The 22,709-nt window shown below is 60.3% G+C and carries 19 protein-coding genes and 1 pseudogene; 5 read left to right on the top strand and 15 right to left on the bottom strand.

What is annotated here, in order from left to right:
• Window positions 1-13 precede the first annotated feature (13 nt).
• Together QTL98_RS22000 and QTL98_RS21995 are read right to left on the bottom strand one after the other, a co-directional pair.
• Complete coding sequence (locus tag QTL98_RS22000) at window positions 14-3,253, bottom strand: hypothetical protein (protein WP_445682291.1); 3,240 nt, start codon at window positions 3,251-3,253, stop codon at window positions 14-16.
• Window positions 3,254-3,291: 38 nt separating this feature from the next.
• Complete coding sequence (locus tag QTL98_RS21995) at window positions 3,292-4,665, bottom strand: hypothetical protein (RefSeq protein WP_445682290.1); 1,374 nt, start codon at window positions 4,663-4,665, stop codon at window positions 3,292-3,294.
• Window positions 4,666-5,219: 554 nt separating this feature from the next.
• Between QTL98_RS21995 and QTL98_RS21990 the strand changes: the two genes are divergently transcribed.
• Window positions 5,220-5,861: a GntR family transcriptional regulator gene (locus tag QTL98_RS21990; RefSeq protein WP_445682289.1), complete on the top strand. Its 642-nt coding sequence runs from the start codon at window positions 5,220-5,222 to the stop codon at window positions 5,859-5,861.
• Here the strand turns inward: QTL98_RS21990 and QTL98_RS21985 are convergent.
• From QTL98_RS21985 to QTL98_RS21970, 4 genes are all read right to left on the bottom strand, one after another.
• A complete protein-coding gene (locus tag QTL98_RS21985; RefSeq protein ID WP_445682908.1) occupies window positions 5,828-6,244 on the bottom strand; it encodes a phosphatase domain-containing putative toxin in 417 nt (138 codons plus the stop codon). The two genes, QTL98_RS21990 and QTL98_RS21985, sit on opposite strands and share 34 nt — an antisense overlap.
• Before the next feature lie 220 nt (window positions 6,245-6,464).
• Window positions 6,465-7,514, bottom strand: a complete 1,050-nt coding sequence (locus QTL98_RS21980) for a transporter substrate-binding domain-containing protein (protein ID WP_445682288.1) — start codon at window positions 7,512-7,514, stop codon at window positions 6,465-6,467.
• A 97-nt stretch (window positions 7,515-7,611) separates the two neighbouring features.
• A complete protein-coding gene (locus tag QTL98_RS21975) occupies window positions 7,612-8,709 on the bottom strand; it encodes an amino acid ABC transporter permease (protein ID WP_445682287.1) in 1,098 nt (365 codons plus the stop codon).
• Window positions 8,706-9,725, bottom strand: a complete 1,020-nt coding sequence (locus QTL98_RS21970) for an ABC transporter permease subunit (RefSeq protein WP_445682286.1) — start codon at window positions 9,723-9,725, stop codon at window positions 8,706-8,708. Before QTL98_RS21970 ends, QTL98_RS21975 begins: the two co-directional genes overlap by 4 nt.
• Before the next feature lie 356 nt (window positions 9,726-10,081).
• Between QTL98_RS21970 and QTL98_RS21965 the strand changes: the two genes are divergently transcribed.
• Both QTL98_RS21965 and QTL98_RS21960 read left to right on the top strand, forming a co-directional pair.
• Complete coding sequence (locus QTL98_RS21965; protein ID WP_445682285.1) at window positions 10,082-10,552, top strand: phosphatase domain-containing putative toxin; 471 nt, start codon at window positions 10,082-10,084, stop codon at window positions 10,550-10,552.
• A gap of 168 nt (window positions 10,553-10,720) precedes the next feature.
• Window positions 10,721-11,086, top strand: a complete 366-nt coding sequence (locus QTL98_RS21960; RefSeq protein WP_445682284.1) for a hypothetical protein — start codon at window positions 10,721-10,723, stop codon at window positions 11,084-11,086.
• Window positions 11,087-11,126: 40 nt separating this feature from the next.
• Here the strand turns inward: QTL98_RS21960 and QTL98_RS21955 are convergent, their stop codons facing one another.
• From QTL98_RS21955 to dctP, 7 genes are all read right to left on the bottom strand, one after another.
• On the bottom strand, window positions 11,127-12,641 hold the full coding sequence (locus QTL98_RS21955; RefSeq protein ID WP_445682283.1) for an aldehyde dehydrogenase (NADP(+)): 1,515 nt from the start codon (window positions 12,639-12,641) through the stop codon (window positions 11,127-11,129).
• Between the two features lie 37 nt (window positions 12,642-12,678).
• Window positions 12,679-13,404 (bottom strand): ribonuclease activity regulator RraA, encoded by a 726-nt coding sequence (locus QTL98_RS21950; RefSeq protein WP_445682282.1) that lies wholly within the window; start codon window positions 13,402-13,404, stop codon window positions 12,679-12,681.
• Between the two features lie 57 nt (window positions 13,405-13,461).
• Window positions 13,462-15,195 carry an L-arabinonate dehydratase gene (gene araD, locus QTL98_RS21945; protein WP_445682281.1) on the bottom strand — a complete coding sequence of 578 codons (1,734 nt, stop codon included), beginning with the start codon at window positions 15,193-15,195 and terminating at the stop codon, window positions 13,462-13,464.
• Between the two features lie 6 nt (window positions 15,196-15,201).
• Window positions 15,202-15,384 carry a hypothetical protein gene (locus tag QTL98_RS21940; RefSeq protein ID WP_445682280.1) on the bottom strand — a complete coding sequence of 61 codons (183 nt, stop codon included), beginning with the start codon at window positions 15,382-15,384 and terminating at the stop codon, window positions 15,202-15,204.
• A 12-nt stretch (window positions 15,385-15,396) separates the two neighbouring features.
• Entirely contained in the window at window positions 15,397-16,713 is a 1,317-nt protein-coding gene (locus tag QTL98_RS21935; RefSeq protein ID WP_445682279.1) for a TRAP transporter large permease, read from the bottom strand.
• Window positions 16,703-17,224, bottom strand: coding sequence for a TRAP transporter small permease subunit (locus QTL98_RS21930; protein WP_445682278.1), 522 nt, complete (start codon window positions 17,222-17,224; stop codon window positions 16,703-16,705). Before QTL98_RS21930 ends, QTL98_RS21935 begins: the two co-directional genes overlap by 11 nt.
• An 83-nt stretch (window positions 17,225-17,307) precedes the next feature.
• Window positions 17,308-18,333: a TRAP transporter substrate-binding protein DctP gene (gene dctP / locus QTL98_RS21925; protein WP_445682277.1), complete on the bottom strand. Its 1,026-nt coding sequence runs from the start codon at window positions 18,331-18,333 to the stop codon at window positions 17,308-17,310.
• A gap of 136 nt (window positions 18,334-18,469) precedes the next feature.
• On the opposite strand from dctP, the gene QTL98_RS21920 reads away from it, so the two are divergent.
• A complete protein-coding gene (locus tag QTL98_RS21920; protein ID WP_445682276.1) occupies window positions 18,470-19,195 on the top strand; it encodes a GntR family transcriptional regulator in 726 nt (241 codons plus the stop codon).
• Between the two features lie 6 nt (window positions 19,196-19,201).
• Here the strand turns inward: QTL98_RS21920 and QTL98_RS21915 are convergent, their stop codons facing one another.
• Window positions 19,202-19,960 (bottom strand): alpha/beta fold hydrolase, encoded by a 759-nt coding sequence (locus tag QTL98_RS21915; RefSeq protein ID WP_445682275.1) that lies wholly within the window; start codon window positions 19,958-19,960, stop codon window positions 19,202-19,204.
• Window positions 19,961-20,037: 77 nt separating this feature from the next.
• A pseudogene (locus tag QTL98_RS21910) lies at window positions 20,038-21,168 on the bottom strand (thioredoxin family protein); the annotation flags it as partial.
• Window positions 21,169-21,614: 446 nt separating this feature from the next.
• Between QTL98_RS21910 and QTL98_RS21905 the strand changes: the two are divergent.
• Complete coding sequence (locus QTL98_RS21905) at window positions 21,615-22,649, top strand: alpha/beta fold hydrolase (protein ID WP_445682274.1); 1,035 nt, start codon at window positions 21,615-21,617, stop codon at window positions 22,647-22,649.
• Window positions 22,650-22,709: the final 60 nt, after the last annotated feature.

Here is a 22,709-nt window from a genome sequence, read left to right as displayed (position 1 = left end):
TTCCCCGCCGTTTTTAAAGAGTGCTCAGCCAGGCCGATGCCGGGTGCGCCAGTTTGAGCTTGCCGGAATGGTAGGCGGCATATAGCTCGGCAAACCATTCGCCTGGCGCGCGGAACTGATAACCCGTGATGCCGCGGTTACGGGCATCGGCGTTGTAGCTAACCCACATATTTTCATAGGCTTCATGATAGACTCTTCCGCCGATAGCGGACGTCCGGCTGAAGTCGTCCCGATCCCACAAAGCCTGTCCGTGGCTGGTAATCGTGCGCCAGGCGTTGATCCTCTGGACGGCACCTTCCCAGGCGGCCTCGCTGCCAGCTGGAGGTGTGGGAGGCGTTGGTTCGCCTCCCAGCAAGAGCTCCCGGACATAGTCCAATTGGGCGGGGGTCGTGTTGTATCCATACTTTCCGGCAACAGCGATCGCAATCGGCCCGATATCGCGATGTGTCATCCAGCCGCCAAACGCGTTGTCGTTCAGGTGCCGGTCCATAAAGGCAAGCTGGTCATCCACGGCGTGACCAACTTCGTGCAGCGTTGCAAAATCGAAAAAGTCGACGTCGTCCGTATTGTCAGGCTCACAGCCGGCTTCTATGCGGGTTTGATCAAGCTCGGCCGCGGGGAACAGAACACGCACGGCTCCAGGTCGGGCGAGCATGACGGCCTCCTTGTCTAGGGGGCTGTAATAGGCTTCTTCCATACCAGGCGCTTCAGGCCCTGCGGCTGTTACCTTGGTCAGGCTCAGGTTGTCCAGAACATCTCCAGGAACCTTGGCCAGCATGTTGTAAAGGAGCAAACCCGAGATCTTCTGCTGCCTGTCTTCCGCCGATCTCTCGGAGCGAGTCCTGCCCTTCAGTTTGTCTACGGTGAATTGAATCCCGAAACGTTCAGCGGCCACTTCCTTGAGAAGTTTGGCCGAGAAACTCGGGGGAGCAGCCTCAATGATGGCATCCAGTGCTTTGTCGCCATCCGGCTGCTTCAGCAGGGCTTTGACGGCGGACATGAATTTCTTGCGATCGGGGTTGGCACCTGCAAGCTCGCCAAGCGAGCCGGCCATGATTTTGGTTCTCAACGCCTCAAGCTGCCCATTGGCGGCGACAAAATCCAGTTGATCGGCCAGTGTCACTGCCGCCTGCAGATCAGTTGTGTGCTGAGCCGGCGCGTTTTGAAGTTTTGCGACTTTTGCGCGTATGTCTGCATAAAGCGCGTTGAACTGCTGACGGCTTCCACGCAGTTCCGTTGCCCGGGTGATTTCTGCTTGCGCAGTATCAAGCAGTTGCTGCGCACTTTGCGCTGTCTGGGTTCCCGGGAAAGAAAGGGCATCGTGGAGACCTTGTCGCGTATTTGCAACGGCCATTGCAATGCGGCCCAGATATTCGGGGCTCTGTTCCAGAGCTGTCAGTTGTTCATCCAACCTGTCGTGGCGCGCGACGATGGCGTCATATTCGACCAGCGTGGTCCATATTGTTTTCAGCGTATTGCCGCAGCCGTTCAGGCTGTTTGAAGCCACGGTTATCTGGGCCGCTTCATCAGCCGCGCCTCGCGCCCGGTCCGCCGTATTAGTGGCGCCATTAACAAGTTGCCCGGCGGCGGTCAGATCATTTTCCATCGGAACCGGCTGATTTCCTCTTTGCCGGGTTTCTATCTGGCGCCGCAGATCAAGGGCCGCCGTAATCTGCGCACGCAACAACTGGGATGATCGCCAGATTTCATCGGAAACGCCCAGATTCTGGGGAGATATCGCGGCACCGTCGATAGCCTGAAAGGGTGCTGCGAGCCGTTGGAATTTATCAATCTCACCGCTGATCCAATCAAGTTGCTTTACCCATCCAGCCCAAACTGCGGGAAGGGGGGATGCTGCAGCGGTTGCGGTGTTGGCCGGCACGGCGGGCATACGGGCGTCGATTGCGGCGATTCCCTGCGCAAGGAGTCCGTTCGCCTCAGGTTGAAGTCTGAGTGCCGCCAGGCGCTGGTCTACTGGGATCCGTAAGGCGCGGTAATCGGTGATCTTGACGGAAAGTTTCTCTGCGTCGCGGCACCGCTCGTTCAGGGCGGACAGCAGTTCCCTTGCGTCTTCGAGCGTTATCGTCGCGTTGTCGGCTTGAATATCTATAGCGTTCAGATCGGTGAGGATCTGGGTTTGTACCGGCGTTAAATGGGCAGAACCCTGAATGGCCTGCACTGCGTCAGCGATAGGCTGCCGGTACTTTTCGTACTCCTCACGACGTTCGCAGGCATGCAGGGCTGCACTATAGCGGCTAAAAAAATGCATGCAGTTTAGTACAGATTCTTTTGTTTTCTTGTTATTTAAATTAAGGGTGATATCATTTTTTATATTAGTTAACTCTGTGATATGTATTTGTTTGTATGTTAAATTTATATTTATTAAATTTACTTCTTCTATGAGTTTATCTAATTTACCAGTATTGAGTGTGCATAATTCATTGAGCATTTCAGCATTGATATCAATTGAAATATTATCAAACTCTGTTGTGGCTTGAGTGTAATTTCCCCCAGGTTGAGATGCGTCTATCTTCGCAAGTTTGAGGCGTTGCGCAAAGAGACTATATGTCTGTTTGTCTCCCATACACTTCCGATATGCTGCTACTCTTATGCTGGCTTCTGTGAGTGAAGGTACGACTGTAGCGTAATTGTCTGCATAAATTTTTGCTTGTGGATGCGCTGCATTGACCTGCCCTAATATCCGCCTTGCCTCTTGGAAATCACCTTTGCCGTAGAAATCCTGTGCCTTGGCGTAGGATTTCTCGTGGGTTTCAAGAATGGCGTCGATGTGATGAGTCTGCGGATGCCCAGCCAGATTATCCAATTCGAGCCGGAGCGATGCAAATAGAGCATCGCAATCGGTCTGCAATGTCGCGGCATGGCCAGGATTGGCGTCTGCGAGACCGGCGGCATTTTGCAGATTGCCAAGGGCAGCCATTTCGGCTTCCAGGCCGGCAAGATTTATATTGGCAAGATTGCCCTGAACTCTTGTTTTTATGGCGCCAAGAAGCGCGTCAAACTTGTCGCACAAGGCGGCGTGGGTTCCCGCATGACTGGCCCTCAAGGCCTGACATGCCGCCTCGGCCCGATTGTAGGCGTCATCAAGCTCACGAACACGCTTTCCCACGGCGGCATCGCGTGTTTTCTGGCTCTCGAACATCTTGGCAAACTTGTTGGCAAATCCTTTAGGCTTTGCCTGAACCTGTAGCCGGTTGATCAGCATGTATCTTTGGGCGGTTGTGAGCAGCGGCATCGGACGATCCTGACGGAAATGTGCAAACAGGCGGTGGATCAGAGCTGGCGGGCTAATGCCCCCAGGGCGCTCAGGGCGTCACCGCGGATGGATGTCGGCAAAAAGCCGTTCTCGTCGATCTCGCCAATCAGCGGATCGCTATCGACAAAGCTCTGGTATTCCTCAACGATCCGCGCGGCTTCGGCATGTCGCGCCCGGCGCTGATCGCCTTCGCTGTTCAGGGCTTCGTCCAGCTTGTCGATGAGGCGCGTATCAAGGCCGTCCAGGATGCGGTAAAGCTGGCCGACACCCAGGGTGACCTCTTCTTCCTCGAAAATATCCTCGGCCGCGGGGTCGGCATTGTGGGCACGGACAGCGTCAAAGATGGATTTCTCCAGAGATTGCAGCTGTGTCTGGATGTTCTTGCGCAGAGCATCCCAGTCGAGCCTGCTTTTCTGTAACGCAACGAAGCTGCCACGCGGCGGATTATCGGCGCTCTCTGCTGAAAGCCGGGACAATGCCGCCAACGCCTGAAGCGCGTCCCGTGCGCCGGCGACGTCTCCGGCTGCGGCGGCAGCTTCAAATCTGGCTCTCTCGCGCCGGATGTCGTCAGCGCGGTCCGGATCCTGCTCCTGCGCTGCATCCAGCCGAGCTTTTGCATTGGCCAGCTGGGCACGCATGCGCTCGATATCCGGGTTGGCCGGCGCGGCGTCAGACGATGTGGCGGCGGCAGAGGATGCCTCGGCTGCAATCTCATCATCTTCCGGGTCTTCGAAATCGCCTTCAGGGCCCAGAAGCCGGAACTTGATGGCAAGGCCCTGATCCTTGAACCAGCGCCTCAACCCCTTCTTCACCCCGGCGAACGGCTCTTTTTCGCAAGCAAAGACGGCGACTGCTCCATCGAGCTGAACGGTGCCCCACACACCCTTGCGCGCGCCTTCCTGGCGCAGTTTTCTTGCCAGCTTGTCGCCGTCCAGCCTCGGATGCATGGCAAGGATGTTCTGCCGCTCGGGCGTAATGCCGAAGGCAAAGGGCCGGGCAACCTTTCTTGCCCGCCGGATCAGCGCGATTATGATCTCGGGGTCAAAGCACTTGCCCTCGGGGATGTCTTCGTCCCCTTCCCCTTCCCCTTCTTTTTCTGCCTTGCTCGCCGCGGGCCGCGAGCTGCTGGCTTCAGCATCCTCTTCGTCGGCCGCGTCCTCGGTGGCCTCAGGCGCATCGCCTGCCAGTTCCTCCACCTTCAAGGATATCTTGTTGGCCTTGAAATAGGCGAGCATCGCCCGGGCAAGCTGGGTGGTGGTGTTCTGTTCGCACTGCACCACAGCAGTGCCGTTCTGGAACAGAATTGTCCCGAAGGCACCCTTACGGGTGTTCGCAGCTTTCTTGCAGAGATCCCAAAGCGCCTTGGCTGGCTTTGTCTTGTCGACCGCCAATACGCTGGTATCCGCTGAAGCGCCCGCTCCGAAGGCAAACAGGACCGGATTATCTTTTGCGGCCTTGATGAGCTTTTCGCCCCTGGCCGGGTCGAGCAGCGGATCCGTCGTGGTCGACATCGCCAGCATCTCCCCTTCTCTAAAAGTGAGATTTGGCACGGAACTATCGTGCCGCTAATGGTTAACTAAATGTTAATAAGTCTGGAGAAAAAGTGAGTCAACACATTAAAAAATAAGGGTTTTTTTGTAATTTTGATGACAAAAAAACGACCCGGAAGGCTTGGTGCTCCCAGGCAAAATATCGCCCATCGCTCGCATGACCCCAACTCGGAGATGTCATGCTAAAGTCTGCTCTCCAAAGGCGCCGGAAGGCTGGAAAGTGCCCTCAGGTTTCCTGTTTGCCCGACGGTTAACGTCTGACCGTTTGGGCCGGGGAAGACTGAGGATGTTTCCTGAACCTGCTTGCTGTTATTGTGCACCTGTACACATCAATGGCAAGATCATTTTGCAAAGACAGGGCAGGAAACCGGGCAAGTCGTTGATAGGAAAATATAATGCAAGAAAAAACCAGGGTAGACGTCATCTACGAAACAATCCGGGACCGGATTTGCGTCGGCTCCTACGGGAGTGGTGAAGTTCTGCACGAAGGTGCGCTCGGCCTGGAGTTCGAGGTCAGCAGGACGCCCATTCGCCAGGTGCTGCAACGGCTGGCCTATGAAAAAATGGCGACGGTGCGTCCCGGTGTCGGAACTATCGTTGCGAGGCTGGGGGACAAGGATGTCGACAAATATCTGGAGATCCGTTGCCGGGTTCTGGCAATCGTGGCTGACCTCAAGGTTGTTATTGCGGCGCCTGACATGGACCGGGTCGACGCCCTGATCATGCGGGGGCGGCGCCTTGGGGATCAGCCCGGTGCTGACAAGATCTGGTCGATGATCCGGGACCTGCACGTCTTCTGCAACGGGCTGATCGGCGATGACCTGCTTCAGCACACCGACGACATACTCTTTTACCGGACAGCGCCGCCTTTTGTGGAGGGCATTCGCCGCGATCCGCAGGGTGCGGCGACATTGCTGCGGGATGATCTGGCTGAAATGGAGCAGCTTGCCGGCTCTTTGGACATGAGTGCTGTCTTTACGTCACGGGCAAGAATGGTCAGGCGCTATGGTGAACTGCTACTTGTGCCTGCCGGCTGAGCGAGCAGATAGGCAAGTTGCTGTTCGGTTTCGATGGCGGCGGGCCGGGCAGCGCGGATTTTGATCAGTGCCTCCTGCCCGCTCATTCCGAGACGGACCAGCAGGCAGCCAGCCATCAAGGCGCTGCGCCCGTCGCCGGCCAGACAATGAAGAAAAACCCCCTCCCCTTGCCCGATCCGGACCGCAAGTTCGTCCCAGATCGGCTCCAGTGCCACCTGCAAGGCGGCGTCAGGCACTGAAAAGTCCGGTATCGGGCAATGCGTCACGGCAATGCCACCGTTCTCCAGAGCGTCCGAGATATCGGTGTAATCGACATCCTGAAGCTCTTCCGTTTCCATATGCACGATGGCCCTGCGGACACGAAGTGCACGCAGTTGACGCACCGTATCTGCCAGTTGCAGATCAGAAAGGGACAGGGCACCGCTTTGCTGGACCACAAGCCCGGGACAGGGCCCAAAGGCCAAAACCCCGCCTTGCCCCGACAGATCACACAGTACCGATAGATCCGGCAGGGTTGCCCCCCTTCAAAAAAGCGAGCGCGGAAACCCGCGCTCAAGTCCGTGCCCCCAGTTTATGGCATTGTTGCTTCGATGCGAACCAGTCTTACTGGATCGGGTAGGGATAAAGCAGGCCACCATCTTTCCACAGACGGTTTGGCGTATCCTTGCGGATGATGCCGAGCGGGGTGTCCGCACCGATCGAGCGTTCAAACACTTCGCCGTAATTGCCAACCTGACGGATGATCTGGATCGCCCAGTCCTGGTTGATGCCGATCTTGGTCGCCATGTCGCCCATTGCGGAATCCCGGCCGAACAGGCGCTGCACAGCCTTGGGCTGCTTGTCGAGATCGGTGACGACTTCGTTGATGTTCCTGGAAGTAACACCGTACTGCTCGGCCGCCAGCATCACCTGGAAGGACCAGAACAATGTCTCTTCCAGCTCCTGGTCCGGCCGGGCGACCAGGGTCAGCGGTTCAGAAGAGATGATATCCGGCAGGATCATGAAATCCGCCGGATTTTTTGCCAGCAGGCGATCCGCCGCCAGCGCCGAGAAGTCGCTCGACATAACATCGCACTTGCCGCCGAAAAAGGCCTGCAGGCGAGCAGTCTTGTCCGCGATGTTTTCCACCTTGTAGCTCAGCTTCTTGTCGGTGAACCAATCGGCAATGTTGAGCAGCGAGGTCGAGCCTTCCTCGGCGCAGATGGTGGCACCGTCGAGTTGCCCGGCGCGGGTCACGCCCAGTGACTTCGGTACCATGAAGCCCTGGCCGTCATAGAAGGTGGTGACCACGAAGGCCATGCCCGGATCTGCGTCACGAGGGCCGGTCCTGGTGATGCTGCGGGAGGCCATATCGGCATCGCCGGCGACGATCGTCTTCATGCTGTCGGAGAAGCCGATGCCGCGTATGTCTGCCTTGGCCGCATCGCCAAAAATGGCAGCGGCTGCCATGCGGCAGAAATCCGGATTGAAACCGCTATAGACACCGTCGCTGCCGGGCACCGAAAAGCCCGGTGAGTTGCTGTTCACGAGGCAGACGATTTTGCCATTGGAGCGAATATGGTCCATCACTTCACCGGCAGATGCGGATGATGCTGCCGCTGCAGTAATCACAAGGGCCGTAGCGACGGCCAATCTGGACAGACAGTTACGCATTCAGACTTCCCCTCTAAGCTGGATACTCCCCTGCTGGGTGTTAGATGTATACAGGTATACATTATAAGTTTCACCACAAATCTATTGCAGTGCGAAATTATCGCCCGTTGCCAAGCCAGCCCGCGACGTGCCGCTCCATGGTGCGGCTATGGCGGGCGATAGCCCAGCACGCCCCCAGATAGAGCAACCCGACAATCACCAGGCCCTCGGGGGCCTGCCGCTGCCAGACCGGATCGCTAAACGCCATGCGTGTCGTCGCCAGCAGGTCGAAGATGCCAACCATCGCGACGAGCGAGGTGTCCTTGAACGCCCCGATGATGGTGTTGGTCAGGGCCGGGATGGCAACAGATATGGCCTGGGGCAGGATAATGCAGCGGATGCGTGCCAGATACCCGAGGCCCAGAGACTCTGCGGCCTGATATTGTCCGCGCGGTACCGCCTGCAGGCCGCCCCGGATGTCTTCCGCGAAATAGGCAGCGTTAAACAGGATGAGCGCCAGCAATGTGACCAGTAGTGGCGGGTATTTGAGGCTGGGCGGCAGCAGCAGCGGCAAAACAAAAACACCGAAGAAGAGGACGGTGACCAGTGGCACCGCCCGCACGACCTCGACATAGCCTGTTGCCAGCCAGGACAAGAGTGGTGGCCCGTCGACGCGCATCAATGCCAGCAGGATACCGACAGGAAAGGCGGCAAACAGGCTGAACACGCCCAGAAATGTCACCACGGCAATGCCATGCCATCTGACCATTTCCACCTGCTCCAGCCCCAGCGGCCGTCCGTCCAGCAAGGCAAAAAGGCCGGCAAAGGCAACCGCCAGCATTACAATGCTGGTTCGTGCTGGCCAGCGTAACCGCGCCAGCGTGACGAGAACGATCACCACCACACCAACCCCCAGAAGCGGGCGCCACATGGCGTTTCTGGGGAAAGCACCCAGCAATATTACCTGCCACTTTTCCCACAGAAACGCCCAGCAGGCTCCGCTATGGGCCGCACAGATCTCGGGGCCACCCGGCAGCCAAGCCGCAGAAAAAATACCCCAATCCAGTGCGGCGCCAAGGCCGGCCAGCGACAGCACGCCCAGCAGAAGATTGATGAGCGTGGCACCACGGGTCGGGAAATATTGCTGCCGCAGGCCCGCCCACCACTGGCCGAACTGGCGGGGCATGCGCGTTGGCAAGCACTCCAGCTGCGTCATCCCTGTCCTCCCTTTAACTGCATGCGGCGATTAAAGACATTGAGGCAGGCCGAAGCCAGTATCCCCACCACCAGATAGACTGACATGGTGACAAGCATCAGTTCGACCGGTCGGAAAGTCTGGTTGATCGAAGTGTTCATCACCGACACCAGATCCGAATAACCGACGGCAAGCCCGATCGAAGTGTTCTTCAGCAGATTGAGATACTGGTTGGTCAGGGGCGGGATCATAACCCGCAGGGCTTGCGGCAGCACGACCAGCCAGAATATTTGCAACCGTCCCAACCCCAGGGCTCGCCCGGCTTCATCCTGCCCGTTGGGGACGGCCTTAAAACCGGCACGGACCACCTCTGCAATCTGGGCGCCGTGATAGAGGCTGAGCGCGACGGCAAGACTGAAGAACTGAAGAGAGATGGCGCTGCCACCCCGGAAGTTGAAACCGGAAAACCGGGGCAGATCGACACGGATCATGCCGGTAATGAAGGCAAGGCCGGCCACCAGAAGGCAGACAGGCAGGGCCAACCGTAAAAACCGGCTCACGAGGCAGTGGCGCAAAAGGAACCAGAAAAAAAGCACAGCCCCGCTGTAAAGCGCCGCGCTGGTGGCAAGGGCGGGGTCATCGATATGCGGTTTGTGCAGGGTCAGCGCCGGCAGGTTAAGGCCCCGGTTCGACAGATAGGCCACATCAAAAAAGGACAGGGCATTGCGCGCGACCGGCAGGTCCATGACCAGGAGGACGTAAATCGCCAGAAGAATGAGTAGCTTGGGCAGGTTGCGCATGCTGTCGATATAGAGCCGGCAATAAAGACGCAGCAGCTTTATCTCGCTGTGCCTTATCCACTCGATTGCGAGGCCGATAGCGCTGGCACAAATAACGCAGACCACCGTCAGGTGGAGCGTGTTCAAAAGGCCGACCGTCAGCGCAGCCAGATAGGTGTCTTTGGAGCTGTACGGGATCAGGCTCTCATTGACGTCAAAGCCGCTCTCATTCAGCAGGAACGAAAAATCGACGGCCATCCCGGCGGCGTGGAGGTTTTGCAGCAAGTTTCGAAGCAATAAGAACGCGAGCAGGACGAGCCCTGATAGCACCAGCGCCTGAAGGGCTATCCGGCGCGCGTTGCGCGTTGCCAGCAACCTGCGCGGTGACAGTGTGGGCCCGGAGATCTGCGCCTTCATCTGGCGTCCTCTTGCGGTTATTGACCAGGCCTGATTGTGTAGGTATGCCTGTATACATGTATATCCTGAATTCAGGACGCCATGTTATGTCAAGCTCTTTCTCTGCGCTGCGTTTCAGCGACTTTACGCTCCCTAACTCTGACAGACATCTCTATCTCATGTCTTGCCCGGGCACGCGCCGTACACGGCGTGGAATATTGGCGACCGAGGTTTTTCTGGCGGAAGACCTGACCCGGCTGAAGACTATGAATGTCCGGCTTGTACTGTCCTGTTTGCAGCCTCATGAATTCGCCCTCGGCCCGGCCGTTTACGCAAAGGCATATCGCCACCGAGGCATCGATTGGCATCTTGTGCCGATCCCGGACATGGCAATTCCGACGCCAGAGCTCGATATTGCGCTGGATGGAGCCTGGGGTGCCGCAGAAAAAATTTTCGCCACGGGCGGTCGCGTTGCCCTCCACTGCCTCGCCGGCCTCGGCCGGACGGGAACTGTTGCGGCCCGCTTTGCCATGAACCATGGCCTTTCTGCGCGGCAAGCCATAGCACTCATCCGGAAGCAGCATAGCAGCAAGGCTATAGAAACCCGGGAACAGGAGAACTACCTTCTGGCAAGGGAGAGGACAGGGAACCTTGGCGATGGTGACGGACTGTTATCCGATGGCGACTGAGGAGCAGAGGTTACAACCGGCACCGCGACTTTGCTCTCCTGGCCTTAAAGGGAAAATTAAACGCCGCTCTTTGCGGTATCGCTCCCGGCAAACGGGAAAGTCCCTCGAAAGATTGATGTTTTGGCGTTATGGTTTCCTGCCGAATAATCCTTGAGCCGGAGAAGTGGGGTGCTCGTCTTCGATATCGTGGTCAGTGTGAGGACACACCAGTCCGATGGTGAGATCCTCGAGAGCAGCGTGCTTTCGCAGAACAAGGCGAATTTTCACGTACGCACCAAGGATATCATGCAGCTGCTCGACGTGATCGGCGTGCGTTACAAGGCCACCGCCGAAGGCGGCAACTCCCTGGTCTTCGAGTTTGCGGACAGCTCGGTGCGCATGCACCCGATCCTCTATAATGCCCGCGAACTCAACAGCAACATCATGCACAACCTGACGACATATCTGACGCATTCCCTGGCCGTCGGCATGCACGAGCCTGCCGCCGACCGCTGGCTGCAGGTGCTGGCGAGCCTGCGCTTCAATCCCAACTAGCGACAAAAAAGTGGCTGCGGCAAGCGCAGCCATTTTCTGCTTACTGTGCATCCGCCGGCAGCAGATCAACCGGCAAATCCTGATAACAGACCGGCCGCAGGAAACGCCGGATGGCCATCGTGCCCACCGAGGTCGCGCCGAAATTGGTGGAGGCCGGATAGGGCCCGCCATGCACCATGCTGTCGCACACCTCGACGCCGGTCGGAAAACCGTTAGCGAGGATGCGCCCGGCCTTGCGCTCAAGGATGGGCAGCAGTTTGCGGGCTATGTCGGCGTCGCCGGCATCCATCTGCAAGGTGCAGGTCAGCTGGCCGTGGAGGCTGCGGGCAATCGCCAGCATCTCTTCAATATCCGCTGCAACGACCACAAGGCCGAGCGGGCCGAAAACCTCCTCGCCGAGCGCTTCATTTTCCAGCCAGCTCTTGCCGCTGACTTCATAAAGCGCCGGCGCGGCATTGCGCTGCTCACAGGCAACATTCAGCACTTCACGCACGCCGGTGATGGCGGACAGCCGCTGCCGGCCAGTGCGGAAAGCGCTGGCAATGCCGTCGGTCAGCATGGTCTGACCGGGGGCCGCCTTCAGGGCTTCCGTCGCGGCATCGATGAACATCCGGCCCTCCGGCCCGTCCAGTACGATGGCGATACCCGGATTGGTGCAGAACTGCCCGGCTCCAAGTGTCAGTGAACCGGCCCAACCGGTACTGATCGCCGCGCCGCGCGCCGCGGTGGCCGCTGGCAGCAGAAACATCGGATTGACCGAGCCCAGCTCGCCGAAAAAGGGAATGGGCTCTGGCCGGCTGGCGCAAAGATCGAACAGGGCCTTGCCGCCGGCCAGTGAGCCGGTAAAGCCGACTGCCCGGATGAGCGGATGCTGCACCAGTGCCTGCCCCACCTCGCGGCTGTCGCCATGAATATGGGAGAAAACGCCGGGGTGAAGGCCGCACTTCACCACCGCCGCATGGATCGCTTCGCTGACGATTTCACTGGTGCCGGGGTGTGCCGGGTGGCCCTTTACCACCACGGGACAGCCGGCAGCAAAGGCCGAGGCGGTATCGCCACCAGCCGTGGAAAAGGCGAGCGGAAAGTTGGAAGCGCCAAAAACGGCGACCGGGCCGATGGGGCGCTGGAGAAGGTGCAGATCGGGGCGCGGCAGCGGTCTGCGGTCCGGTAGTGCCGGATCGTGCCGGTGGTCCAGATAGTCGCCCTTTTCGATGTGGGCGGCAAAAAGCCGGAGCTGGCCGGTGGTACGGCCACGCTCCCCCTCAAGGCGTCCGGCCGGAAGGCCGGTCTCGCTGCTGCCCATCGCGGTCAGGGCCTCTCCCCTCGCCTCTATTTCATCGGCGATGGCCCTTAAAAACCCGGCCCGCTTCGCGCGCGTCGAATAACCGAAAGACCAGAAAGCCTCTTCCGCTGCCTGCACGGCACTGTCGACCAGCGCGGGTGTGCCGCTGGAATAGCGATGCGCTTCTCCATGGGCGGGGGCGGACATAAAGCTCCCAGGGGCGTCTACCCAATCACCCGCGATCAGGTGGCGGCCATGCGGCTTGTAGGTCATTCGTCTGGTCCTTCAGTTTCAGGAGGGTGGCGCGGCCTCAGCGATTGTTCCTTGTGCGCCAGTCCTCATATCTCTGCTGGTTTTCTTCCTTCGTGCAGGGGTAGAGGCCGATGATCGGGGCGCCGGCCTTCACCTCTTCCAGCACAAAATCCTCATAGCTTTCCATCGCAACACATTCATCGGCGATTTCGTCAGCCAGATGGGCCGGGATAACCATCACGCCGTCCCGATCCCCCACCAGCACATCGCCGGGGAACACCGGGGCATCACCGCAGGAAATCGGCACGTTGATGTCGAGCGCTTCATGCAGCGTAAGGTTGGTCGGTGCCGAAGGGCGGGCGCAATAGGCTGGCATGCCGAGCGCGCCGATGCCGGTGACATCGCGAAAACCGCCATCGGAGACAATTCCGCCGCCGCCCCGCACGGCAAGGCGGGTAACGAGGATGGAGCCGGCCGTGGCCGCATCGGCATCCTTGCGTGCATCCATCACCAGGATCCAGCCCGGCGGACAGGTTTCGATGGCGACACGCTGGGGGTGGTCGGCATTGCGGAACACGGTGATCGGATTGCGATCCTCGCGCGCCGGGATGTAGCGCAGGGTAAAGGCCTGCCCGACCATGTTCTGCGCCTTGGGGGATACCGGCACCACACCCTGGATGAACTGCTTGCGCAGGCCGCGCTTGTAGAGCGCGGTGGCAACGGTTGCCGTGGAAGCTTTCAGCAGCTTTTCGCGCGTGGCGTCGGAAAGCACATAGTCGCTCATGGTCTCTCGCCTCCTTCAGGGCATTTACGGGATTGGGGGCCGTGGCGGCCGCCTGGATCAGAAAATGTCGGGTTCGCCGGCCGGGCGGCCGAAGTCGGACTGCAGGAAATCAAAGTCACAGCCTTTGTCCGCCTGCGTCACGTGGCGCGCGAACATGTAGCCGTACCCGCGCTCGAAGCGGGGTCTGGGCGGAACCCAGGCGGCCCGGCGGCGGGCGATCTCCTCTTCATCCACCAGCATGTCGAGGCGCCGTTCCGGCAGGTTCAGCCGGACGATGTCTCCTGTGCGCAGCAACGCCAGCGGGCCTCCGACATAACTTTCCGGCGCCACATGGAGGATACAGGCGCCATAAGAAGTGCCGGACATGCGGGCATCGGAGAGGCGCAGCATGTCACGGTGGCCCTGTTTGATCAGCGCCCTGGGGATCGGCAACATGCCCCATTCAGGAAAGCCCGGCCCGCCGAGCGGCCCGGCATTGCGCAGCACCAGCACATGGTCCGGCCCGACATCGAGATTTTCATCGTCGATGGCGGCCTTCATCTCCGGATAGCTGTCAAACACCAGCGCCGGGCCCTGATGGACATAGAATTTGGGGTCGCAGGCAGCGGGTTTGATGACGGCGCCATCCGGGCACAGATTACCGCGCAGAACGGCGAGCGAGCCTTCCGCGTAAACCGGATTGTCGAGCGGACGGATGACATCGTGGTTGTAAACCACGGCGCCTTCCAGATTTTCCCCCATGCTCTTGCCGGTAACAGTCAGTGCCGAAAGGTCCAGCCGGTCACCCAGCTGTTTCATCAGCGCGCGCAGGCCGCCGGCATAATAAAAATCCTCCATCAGATAGTCCTTGCCCGCGGGGCGGACGTTGGCGATGAGCGGCGTAATCCGTCCGAGCGCATCAAGATCGTTCAGCGTCAGATCCACCCCCGCGCGGCGCGCCATGGCGATGAGATGCACCACAGCGTTGGTCGAGCAGCCGGTTGCCATGGCAACAACAGCGGCATTGCGGCAGGCGGCGTCGGTAATGATTTTTTCCGGCGTCAGATCTTCCCAGACCATCTCCACGATACGCCGGCCGCATCCCGCCCCCATGCGCTGGTGTCCGGCATCTACGGCGGGGATGGAAGAGGCGCCGGGCAGCGTCAGCCCCATCGCATCGGCAATTGCCGTCATGGTGGAGGCGGTGCCCATCGTCATGCAGGTGCCGGCAGAGCGCGCAATCCCACCCTGGATGCCGGTCCATTCTGCGTCGGAGACATTGCCGGCCCGTCGTTCGTCCCAATATTTCCAGGCATCGGAGCCGGAACCGAGGATCTTGCCGGCATAGTTGCCGCGCAGCATTGGCCCGGCCGGCAGATAAATCATCGGAACGCCGGCGGAAATGGCACCCATGACAAGGCCGGGGGTGGTCTTGTCACAGCCCCCCATCAGCACCACCCCGTCCAGCGGGTGGGAACGGATCATCTCTTCCGTCTCCATCGCCAGCAGGTTGCGGTAGAGCATGGAAGTCGGCTTGGTGAAGCTTTCATCAACCGAGAGCGACGGCATCTCGACCGGAAAGCCTCCGGCCTGCAATACGCCGCGTTTGACGTCCTGTACCCGCTCCTTGAAATGCGAATGGCAGGTATTGAGCTCGGACCAGGTGTTGAGCACGCCGATCACGGGCTTGTTCTTGAAATCCTCCTCGGAATAGCCGAGCTGCATCATCCGCGAGCGGTGGCCGAAGCTGCGCAGGTCATCGGGCGCAAACCAGCGGGCGGAGCGGAGATCTTCAGGTTTTTTGCCGTTCATGGGGAATTATCCGGTAAATGCAAACATCAGCCAGAGGACGAGCGCGGTGAAAATCACGCCGGCCACTTCCGGCCAGTTGCCGAAATCGTGACGGTCGAGCGTCTCATCCTCGCCAAACCCGACCGCGGACATGTCCTCGTCCTGCCGGGTCAGGTCAGCGCGGGTCAGATCGGGGTCGTTATCGGGCATCCCCTCGCCTCCTCACTGGAACATTGCGGGTAGCCACAGCGCGATCTGCGGGAAGAACAGCACCAGGAACATGCCCACCGCCTGCAAGGCGATGAAGGGCATGACCGCGGCGAAAATCTCCTGCAGCTCGATGCTTTTTGGCGCGACCGATTTCAGGAAGAAGCAGGCCGGGCCAAAGGGCGGCGAGAGGTAATAAATCTGGATGTTCATGGCGAAGAGCACGCCGAACCAGATCGGGTCGTAACCGAGATCGACAACCACAGGCGCGAAGATCGGCACGGTGATGAAGAGGATCGCGATCCATTCAAGGAAGGTGCCGAGCACCATCACGATCAGCATCATCACCACGATCACCATGATCGGCGGAATGTCGAGCGAGGTCAGCAGACCGCGCAGGAAATCTCCGCCGCCGATACGGTTATAGATGCCGATCAGCGAGATGGCGCCGAGCACCAGCCAGATGATGGAGCCGACCGTCAGCACCGTCTGGCGCATGGCATCGCGCATCATGCGCCAGTTGAGCTCGCGCCGGATGGCGGCCACCCCCACCGCGCCCACGGCCCCCACGGCAGCGGCCTCTGTCACGGTGGCGATGCCGGAATAGATGACACCCAGCACCGCGCCGATCAGCACGCCCGGCAGGATGGTGCCGCGCAGGAATTTAAGCCGCTGGAAAAAAGGCAGCCCGGTTTCCGGGATGTCGTAGATCGGTGCCATCGCCGGGTTCAGGCGAACGCGGATGAGGATGTAGCCGATATAGAGCGTTGCCAGCAGCAGCCCGGGCACCACCGAAGAAGCAAAGAGCTTGGTGATGGAGACCTGGGCGGCAAGGCCATAGACAATGAGCACCACCGACGGCGGGATCAGCGTGGCCAGGGCGCCGGCAGCGCAGATGATGCCGATGGAAAGCTTGCGGTCATAACCAAGGCGCAGCATCTGCGGCAGGGCAATGAGGCCAAGCATGACAATCTCGCCGCCCATGATGCCGGACATGGCCGCCAGCACGACGGCGACGATGCAGGTTTGCACCGCGACCGACCCACGGAAACGTCCCCCCATGATCGCCATTGAATCGAAGAGCGATTTGGCGATGCCGGAGCGCTCGAGCACATTCGCCATGAAGACGAAGAATGGCACGGCGATCAGTTCGTACTTGTGCAAAACCTCGCCGACATTGGCGGCAACGATGAAGAAGCCGGCCCGTTCGCCGAAATAGAGCAGCGCCGTTGCCAGCGAAACCGTCAGGGTGGTGACGCCGAGCGGGACGCCCAGAGCCATCAGCGCCAGCAGGCCGGCGACGATGAGCAGGGTGATAATTTCAATGCCCACCGCCGGCCTCCTGTTCGGTGCCTTGCGCCCACCGGATGATGTTGGCGACGAGTTGCAGCAGGTAGAGACCGCAACCGGCGATGATCATGGTTTTGAAATAAGTGGGCTGGGGCGAGTTGAAGGCGGAGCCGGAATATTCGATGCGGGCAAGCGCCCGTGCCGCCGGGCCCCAGAGGGCAAGGGTCAGCACCGTTACGGCGCCAGCAGCGATTAGCATCTGCAGCAGCCGGAAATAGTGCCAGACCCTGGGGCCAACCAGCAGCTCCATCATGGTGATGGAGATGTGACGATTACGTTTGGTGACATAACCGACGGCGAGCACCCAGGCGGTGGCGCACAGGGTCATCGCGATTTCGGTGGACCAGATGGTGGGGTGGTCGAAGCCGTAGCGCAGGACCACCTCAAGGGCAGAGACGGCGATACACACGAAAAACAGCACGGAACAGCCGTGTCCGATAAAGACACTGATCCCGTCCATGATGTCGGCATACCGCGACAGAAGACGTTTCATCGCTTTTTCCGGAAGATCGGGGGCCGGGCGCGCCGCAGCCGGCATAAAATCCGGCGGCGGCGCGCGGGTTCAGTCGGCAGGCCTTACTGCTTGAAAAGCCCGATCCTGGTCATGTAGGCGAGGTTGGCATCAAGCGCTTCCTTGGCCAACGGAGACTTCTGGGCGAAGGCTTCCCACTGCTTGCGGGCGACGACGCGCAGCTTGTCGCGGTCGGCCTGTGCCCAGTCGATGACATGCACCTTGCCGCCGGCTTCATCGCGTTTTGCAAGCGCCACATCTTCCTTGGCGACTTCCTTGGCCATGGCATACATCGCCTCGTACCACCAGTCGCGTAGCGCCTTCTGGTCAGCCGGGGAGATCTTCTCCCAGCGGGCATTGCTGATGGTGAACTGCATTGACGGCATCGAGTGGATGCCGGGGAACAGCGGATACGGTGCGACATTGTTGAGGCCGGTCGCATCGTTGTTCACATAGGCCGAAGCGTCGGCGGCATCGACGATGCCCTTTTCCAGCGCGCCATAGACTTCCGAGAACGGGATAGAGACCGGAGAGGCCCCGGCTGCGGCGAAGACGGCCGAGGCCAGACCTTCGGGCGCACGAATCTTCTTCCCGGCCAGATCCTCGAAGGTGCGGATGGGCACGCGGGCCGGCAGGGCTTCGCGGGAATAAGGGCCGCAGGCAACAACATGCACTTCACCGCCGGTAATGGCGTCGGACGCCTTCTGCATCACCGCTTCGCCGCCGCCATCCTGGCAGAAGCCGATCATCTGCTCCGGCGTGTCATAGCCGGAAATGAGATCGCCCATGATGGCGAAGGCCGGCTCGCGACCGGAGAAATAATTGACCGAGGTGAAATCGCCATCGAGTGCGCCGGAAGCAACGGCGTCGGGCGTGTCCTTGGAGGGGACAACCGCGCCGCTCGGCAGCAGGGTGATCTCGATACGCCCGCCGGTCATCTCCTTGATCTTCGGCAGCCAGGTCTTCGTCAGATACTGGGTCGAGAAGTCGCCGGCATTGAAGGATGTCTGGATGTTCAGCGTTTCGCCATGTGCCGCGCCTGCAAGGGCAGACACGGAGGCTGCCAGAACGGCAGTTCTCCAAAGGGTCATCATTTCCTCCCGTTTCGTGTTCTGACGGGGTTCGCCCCGTTCAACTGGAGAACTAATATATTAGTGTATCGACGTCAACGCTGTTGTAGAATGCCCGGCAACGGTTGCATTCGCTGATTGCTGGGAGAGCAGGTTTATGAGCCTTGGAGGCGCAAGGCTGGCCGATATTGAGGGGCCCTCGGGCGGGCTTCGTCCGGGTGCCGAAATCCGGCGCATTTCGGTTAGCCAGCAGATCCGTGAAGCCCTGCGCGAACGTATCGTCGCACTGGAATTTGTGCCCGGCCAGCATCTGTCCCGGGCCGAGATTGCCGATTTTTACGAGGTCAGCCAGACCCCGGTCCGCGATGCGATGATGAAGCTCGAGGAAGAAGGGCTTCTGGTCATTCATCCGCAGTCAAAAACGGCTGTTTCCAAGATCGATGTCGAGCAAGCGCGTGAAACCCAGTTCCTGCGCCTTTCCGTCGAGCTTGAGGTAACGCGGCGCCTCGCCCTTAACCCCGACAAGAAACATGCTGCAGGGGCCCGGCAGGTATATGCGCAGCAGGAAGCCGCCTTCGCAGGGGGCGATCTGGAGCGTTTTGCCCGGTTTGACCGGCTGTTTCACCAGCAGCTGTGCGAAGCGGCCGGCGTTTCCAACCTCTGGAAACTGGTCACCGCCCGCTCGGGGCATATCGACCGGTTGAGAAATCTGAATCTGCCGGATCCGGGCAAACCCGCTAACATCCTGCACTATCACAAGAAGATACTGGACGCGATCGAGGCGGGGGATCTGGCTGCTGCGGAAACCGCCGTGCGGGAGCATCTTTCCGGAACACTCTCGCAGGTCAGCCAGATCATCGCCCGGTATCCCTCCTACTTCTGAAGGCCCTTAGTTGCCGGCCTCACGGGCAGCGGCCTCGATCACGCCGGCCACCTGCCCGGCATGGGCAAGAAAGACGGCGTGGCTGGAGCTGATCTCCGTGACCTTGCTGCCGGCGCGGCTGGCCATCTCCCGCTCCAGGTCCGGGTTGATAGAGCGGTCATGGGTAGCGACCACCGCCCAGCTCTTCTTGGCGGCCCAGGCCGGGTTCCCGGCCTTGGTCACGAAGGCTTCCTTGGCGGCGAAAACCTGTGACTTTGCCATGAAGGCGGTCACGTCCTTCGGGGCGTCGGCGGCAAAGTCCGCGGCGAAGGCTGCCGGGTCGAGATAGAGATATTTGCCGTCCTTCGTTTCCTTGACGCTGTTGCCGGCCGGCGGCTTCGAACTGGCAAGATCGATCAGGCTTTCGCCCTTTGCCGGTTCGAATGCGGCGATATAGACGAGGCCCGCGACCTTCGGATTGTTGCCGGCATCGGTGATGACCATGCCGCCATAGCTGTGGCCGACCAGCAGCACCGGCCCTGCCTGCAGATCGATCACGCGGTTTGTCGCCGCCACATCATCCTCCAGCGAGGTGATCGGCTCCTGCACCACGGTGACATTGAAGCCCTGCTTTTCAAGCAGCTCGGTCGTCCGGCGCCAGCCGGATCCATCGGCAAGCGCGCCATGCACGATGACGATATTGTGGATGCCGGCGGCATGGGCGTTGAAGCCGGCCGTGGCCGTAAACAGGGCGAGCGCGGCCGCGCCAAGGATGTGTCTGGTCATCTTTAAAACCTTTCTTTCACTCTGGATGGAGAGGGGACTGGATTGCGGGGACGACACAGGGACCCCGCCGGGAGGGATCAGCCAAAGGTGAAGGCAAAAGCTTTCGCCCCGGGGTCGGTGAAGCGGATTTCAAAGGTATGGGCGCCGACGGGGCCCGCCTGCCGCACCAGCTGGTAAAGCCGGGTGTCGGTGATCGTGCCGAAGCCTTCGGCATCGGTATCGGTGCCGTGGTTCTTTCCGGGTGCCTTGCCATCAAGCGTCACCTGGAAATGCACCGGGCCGGCGCCGATACCCGGGCCGAGGACCAGATGCAGGTCGCGGGCGCTGAAACGGTAGGCGATGCTGCCGCCGGCCGGGCCTGAAGTGATGGCCTCCGCTCCTGCCAGCCAGGTGCCGGAGAGGCCCCACTGGTTAAGCCGCAGCATCGGCAGCGTGTACGTCTGGGTGGCATCGCTCCGCAGTCCCTGCGGCGAGGCGAAATCTGTTGCCTGCCGGTAGCCGAGATAGGTCTCGTCCGAACGAATTTCGTCAATGTCGGCGGCGACCTCGGTGCCGCGCGCCGCCGGGTTGACGACAGTATCCGCCGCCGGGCTGCTGCCGGCCTCGTGCAGCAGGTCCTGGATCGCCCGTTCGGTGCGGCGATAATCACCCTCGCCGAAATGGTGATACCGCACATGCCCCTGGGCATCGATCAGGTAGAAGGCCGGCCAAGAATTGTTATCGAAGGCATTCCAGACCCGGTAGTCGTTATCAATGGCAACCGGGTAACGGATGTCGAAGTCGGCGAGCGCCTTCTTCACATTGTCGGTGTTCTTCTCGAAAGAAAATTCCGGTGCGTGCACGCCCAGTACCACCAGTCCGTCGGCGGCATATTTTTCTGCCCAGGCCCGCGTGTAGGGGATGGCGCGAATGGAGTTGATGCAGGAATAGGTCCAGAAATTGACCAGCACGACCTTACCCCGCAGGCTCTCAAGGCTGAGGGGCCTTGAGTTGAGCCAGTCGGCAGCTCCATCGAAAGCCGGCGCCCGGCCTTCGTCCGGCAGGCTGCTGCGGAACGGCCTGCCGCCTGTTGTCGCCGTTGTCAGGCCCGCCGGACCCGCCGTACCGGCATAGGAAATCCCTGTCAGCAGGCTGGCGCCGAACCCGGCGGCTACTATGACTGCGCCCGCGAGCGCCGTGGCGCCCAGCAGCCGGCGCCGACGTTTTCCGGGGGCCGTGAAAGGTTTGAAGATCAGAAGCGTCATCATCTCTTCCTTGCGAAAGGCCGGCGTGGATGCCGGCCGGGTCGTCGGATGAGGCGCATCTGACAGGGCCGAGGTATCCCGAATGTGTCGGCAAGTCGGCCAAACTGTATCTGCCTGTAACAAGACGCCCGGCGACTACAAAGCGACACAACGGGCGCCAGAGGGCAGTAAAAAATTATTAACTTTCAAAAACTTGAACGATCTTCTTCACACGCCATCCTGCTTTGTACCGGAATGTATCAAGACCAGCCGGGCTTACATGCCCATGCAATTCTCCCTGCCCGGGACATACCGCCGATACATGCCGGCGGTTTGATCGGCCCTATCGACGGACGGCAGCCCCTCGCCGCATCCGCCCCGGGCAAATCCCCGGAAAACCCCCCGGGAAAACCCGATGACTGGAGAGAAAAATGGCTGAAGAAATCAACCGCGGCCGGCGCCTGTTCTGTGGTGTTGCCGCCGCTGCCGTGGCGGCAACGGAGCTCGGCCTGGTGCGCGCGGCACACGCCGAAAGCGCAGCCGGTACCGGCAGCCTTGGCAATACGGCTTTTGCACCGCTGAAGCAGGTGAAGGCCGGCGCCCTCAATGTGGCCTATGCCGAAGCCGGCCCGGCGTATGGCCCGGTCGTCCTGCTGGTGCATGGCTGGCCTTATGACATCTACAGTTTCGTCGATGTCGCCCCGCAACTGGCGGACGCTGGCTACCGGGTGATCGTGCCCTATCTGCGTGGTTATGGCCCGACCAGCTTTCTTTCCGCCGATACGCCGCGCAACGGCGAACAGGCAGCGATTGCGGTGGACATGATCGCGCTGATGGATGCGCTCAAGATCAGGCAGGCGCTGCTTGCCGGGTTTGACTGGGGCGCCCGCACCGTCAACATCATGGCCGCGCTCTGGCCGGAGCGCTGCAAGGCGATGGTCTCCGTCAGTGGCTACCTCATCGGCAGCCAGGAGGCGGGTCGCAAGCCCCTGCCCCCCAAGGCCGAGCTTTCATGGTGGTACCAGTTCTATTTCGCCACCGAGCGCGGCCAGGAAGGTTATGCCGCCAATCGCAAGGAGTTCGCCCGCCTGATCTGGCAGCTCGCCTCCCCACAGTGGAAGTTCGACGATGCAACCTTTGCCCGCTCGGCCGCCGCGCTCGACAATCCCGATCATGTGGCCATCACCATCCATAATTACCGCTGGCGTCTCGGCCTTGCCGAGGGGGAAGAGAAGTTTGCTGCTTTTGAAAAGCAGCTTGCCTCCGCCCCGCTCATCCAGGTGCCGACCATCACCATGGAAGGCAATGCCAATGGGGCGCCGCATCCCGAGCCGGGCAGTTATGCGAAGAAATTCTCCGGCCCCTACCAGCACCGCACGATCTCCGGAGGCATTGGCCATAACCTGCCGCAGGAAGCGCCAAAGGCGTTTGCCGAGGCCGTAATCGCCGCTGACCGGATGGCTTGATCCGGCTAAACTCGATTTCATATCAGCGGTTTGAAACCGGGGTGGGCGGATCAGGAAACC

Source organism: Radicibacter daui, assembly GCA_030657355.1.
GTDB lineage: Bacteria > Pseudomonadota > Alphaproteobacteria > Radicibacterales > Radicibacteraceae > Radicibacter > Radicibacter daui.
This window is presented reverse-complemented; position numbering and strand designations above follow the sequence as displayed.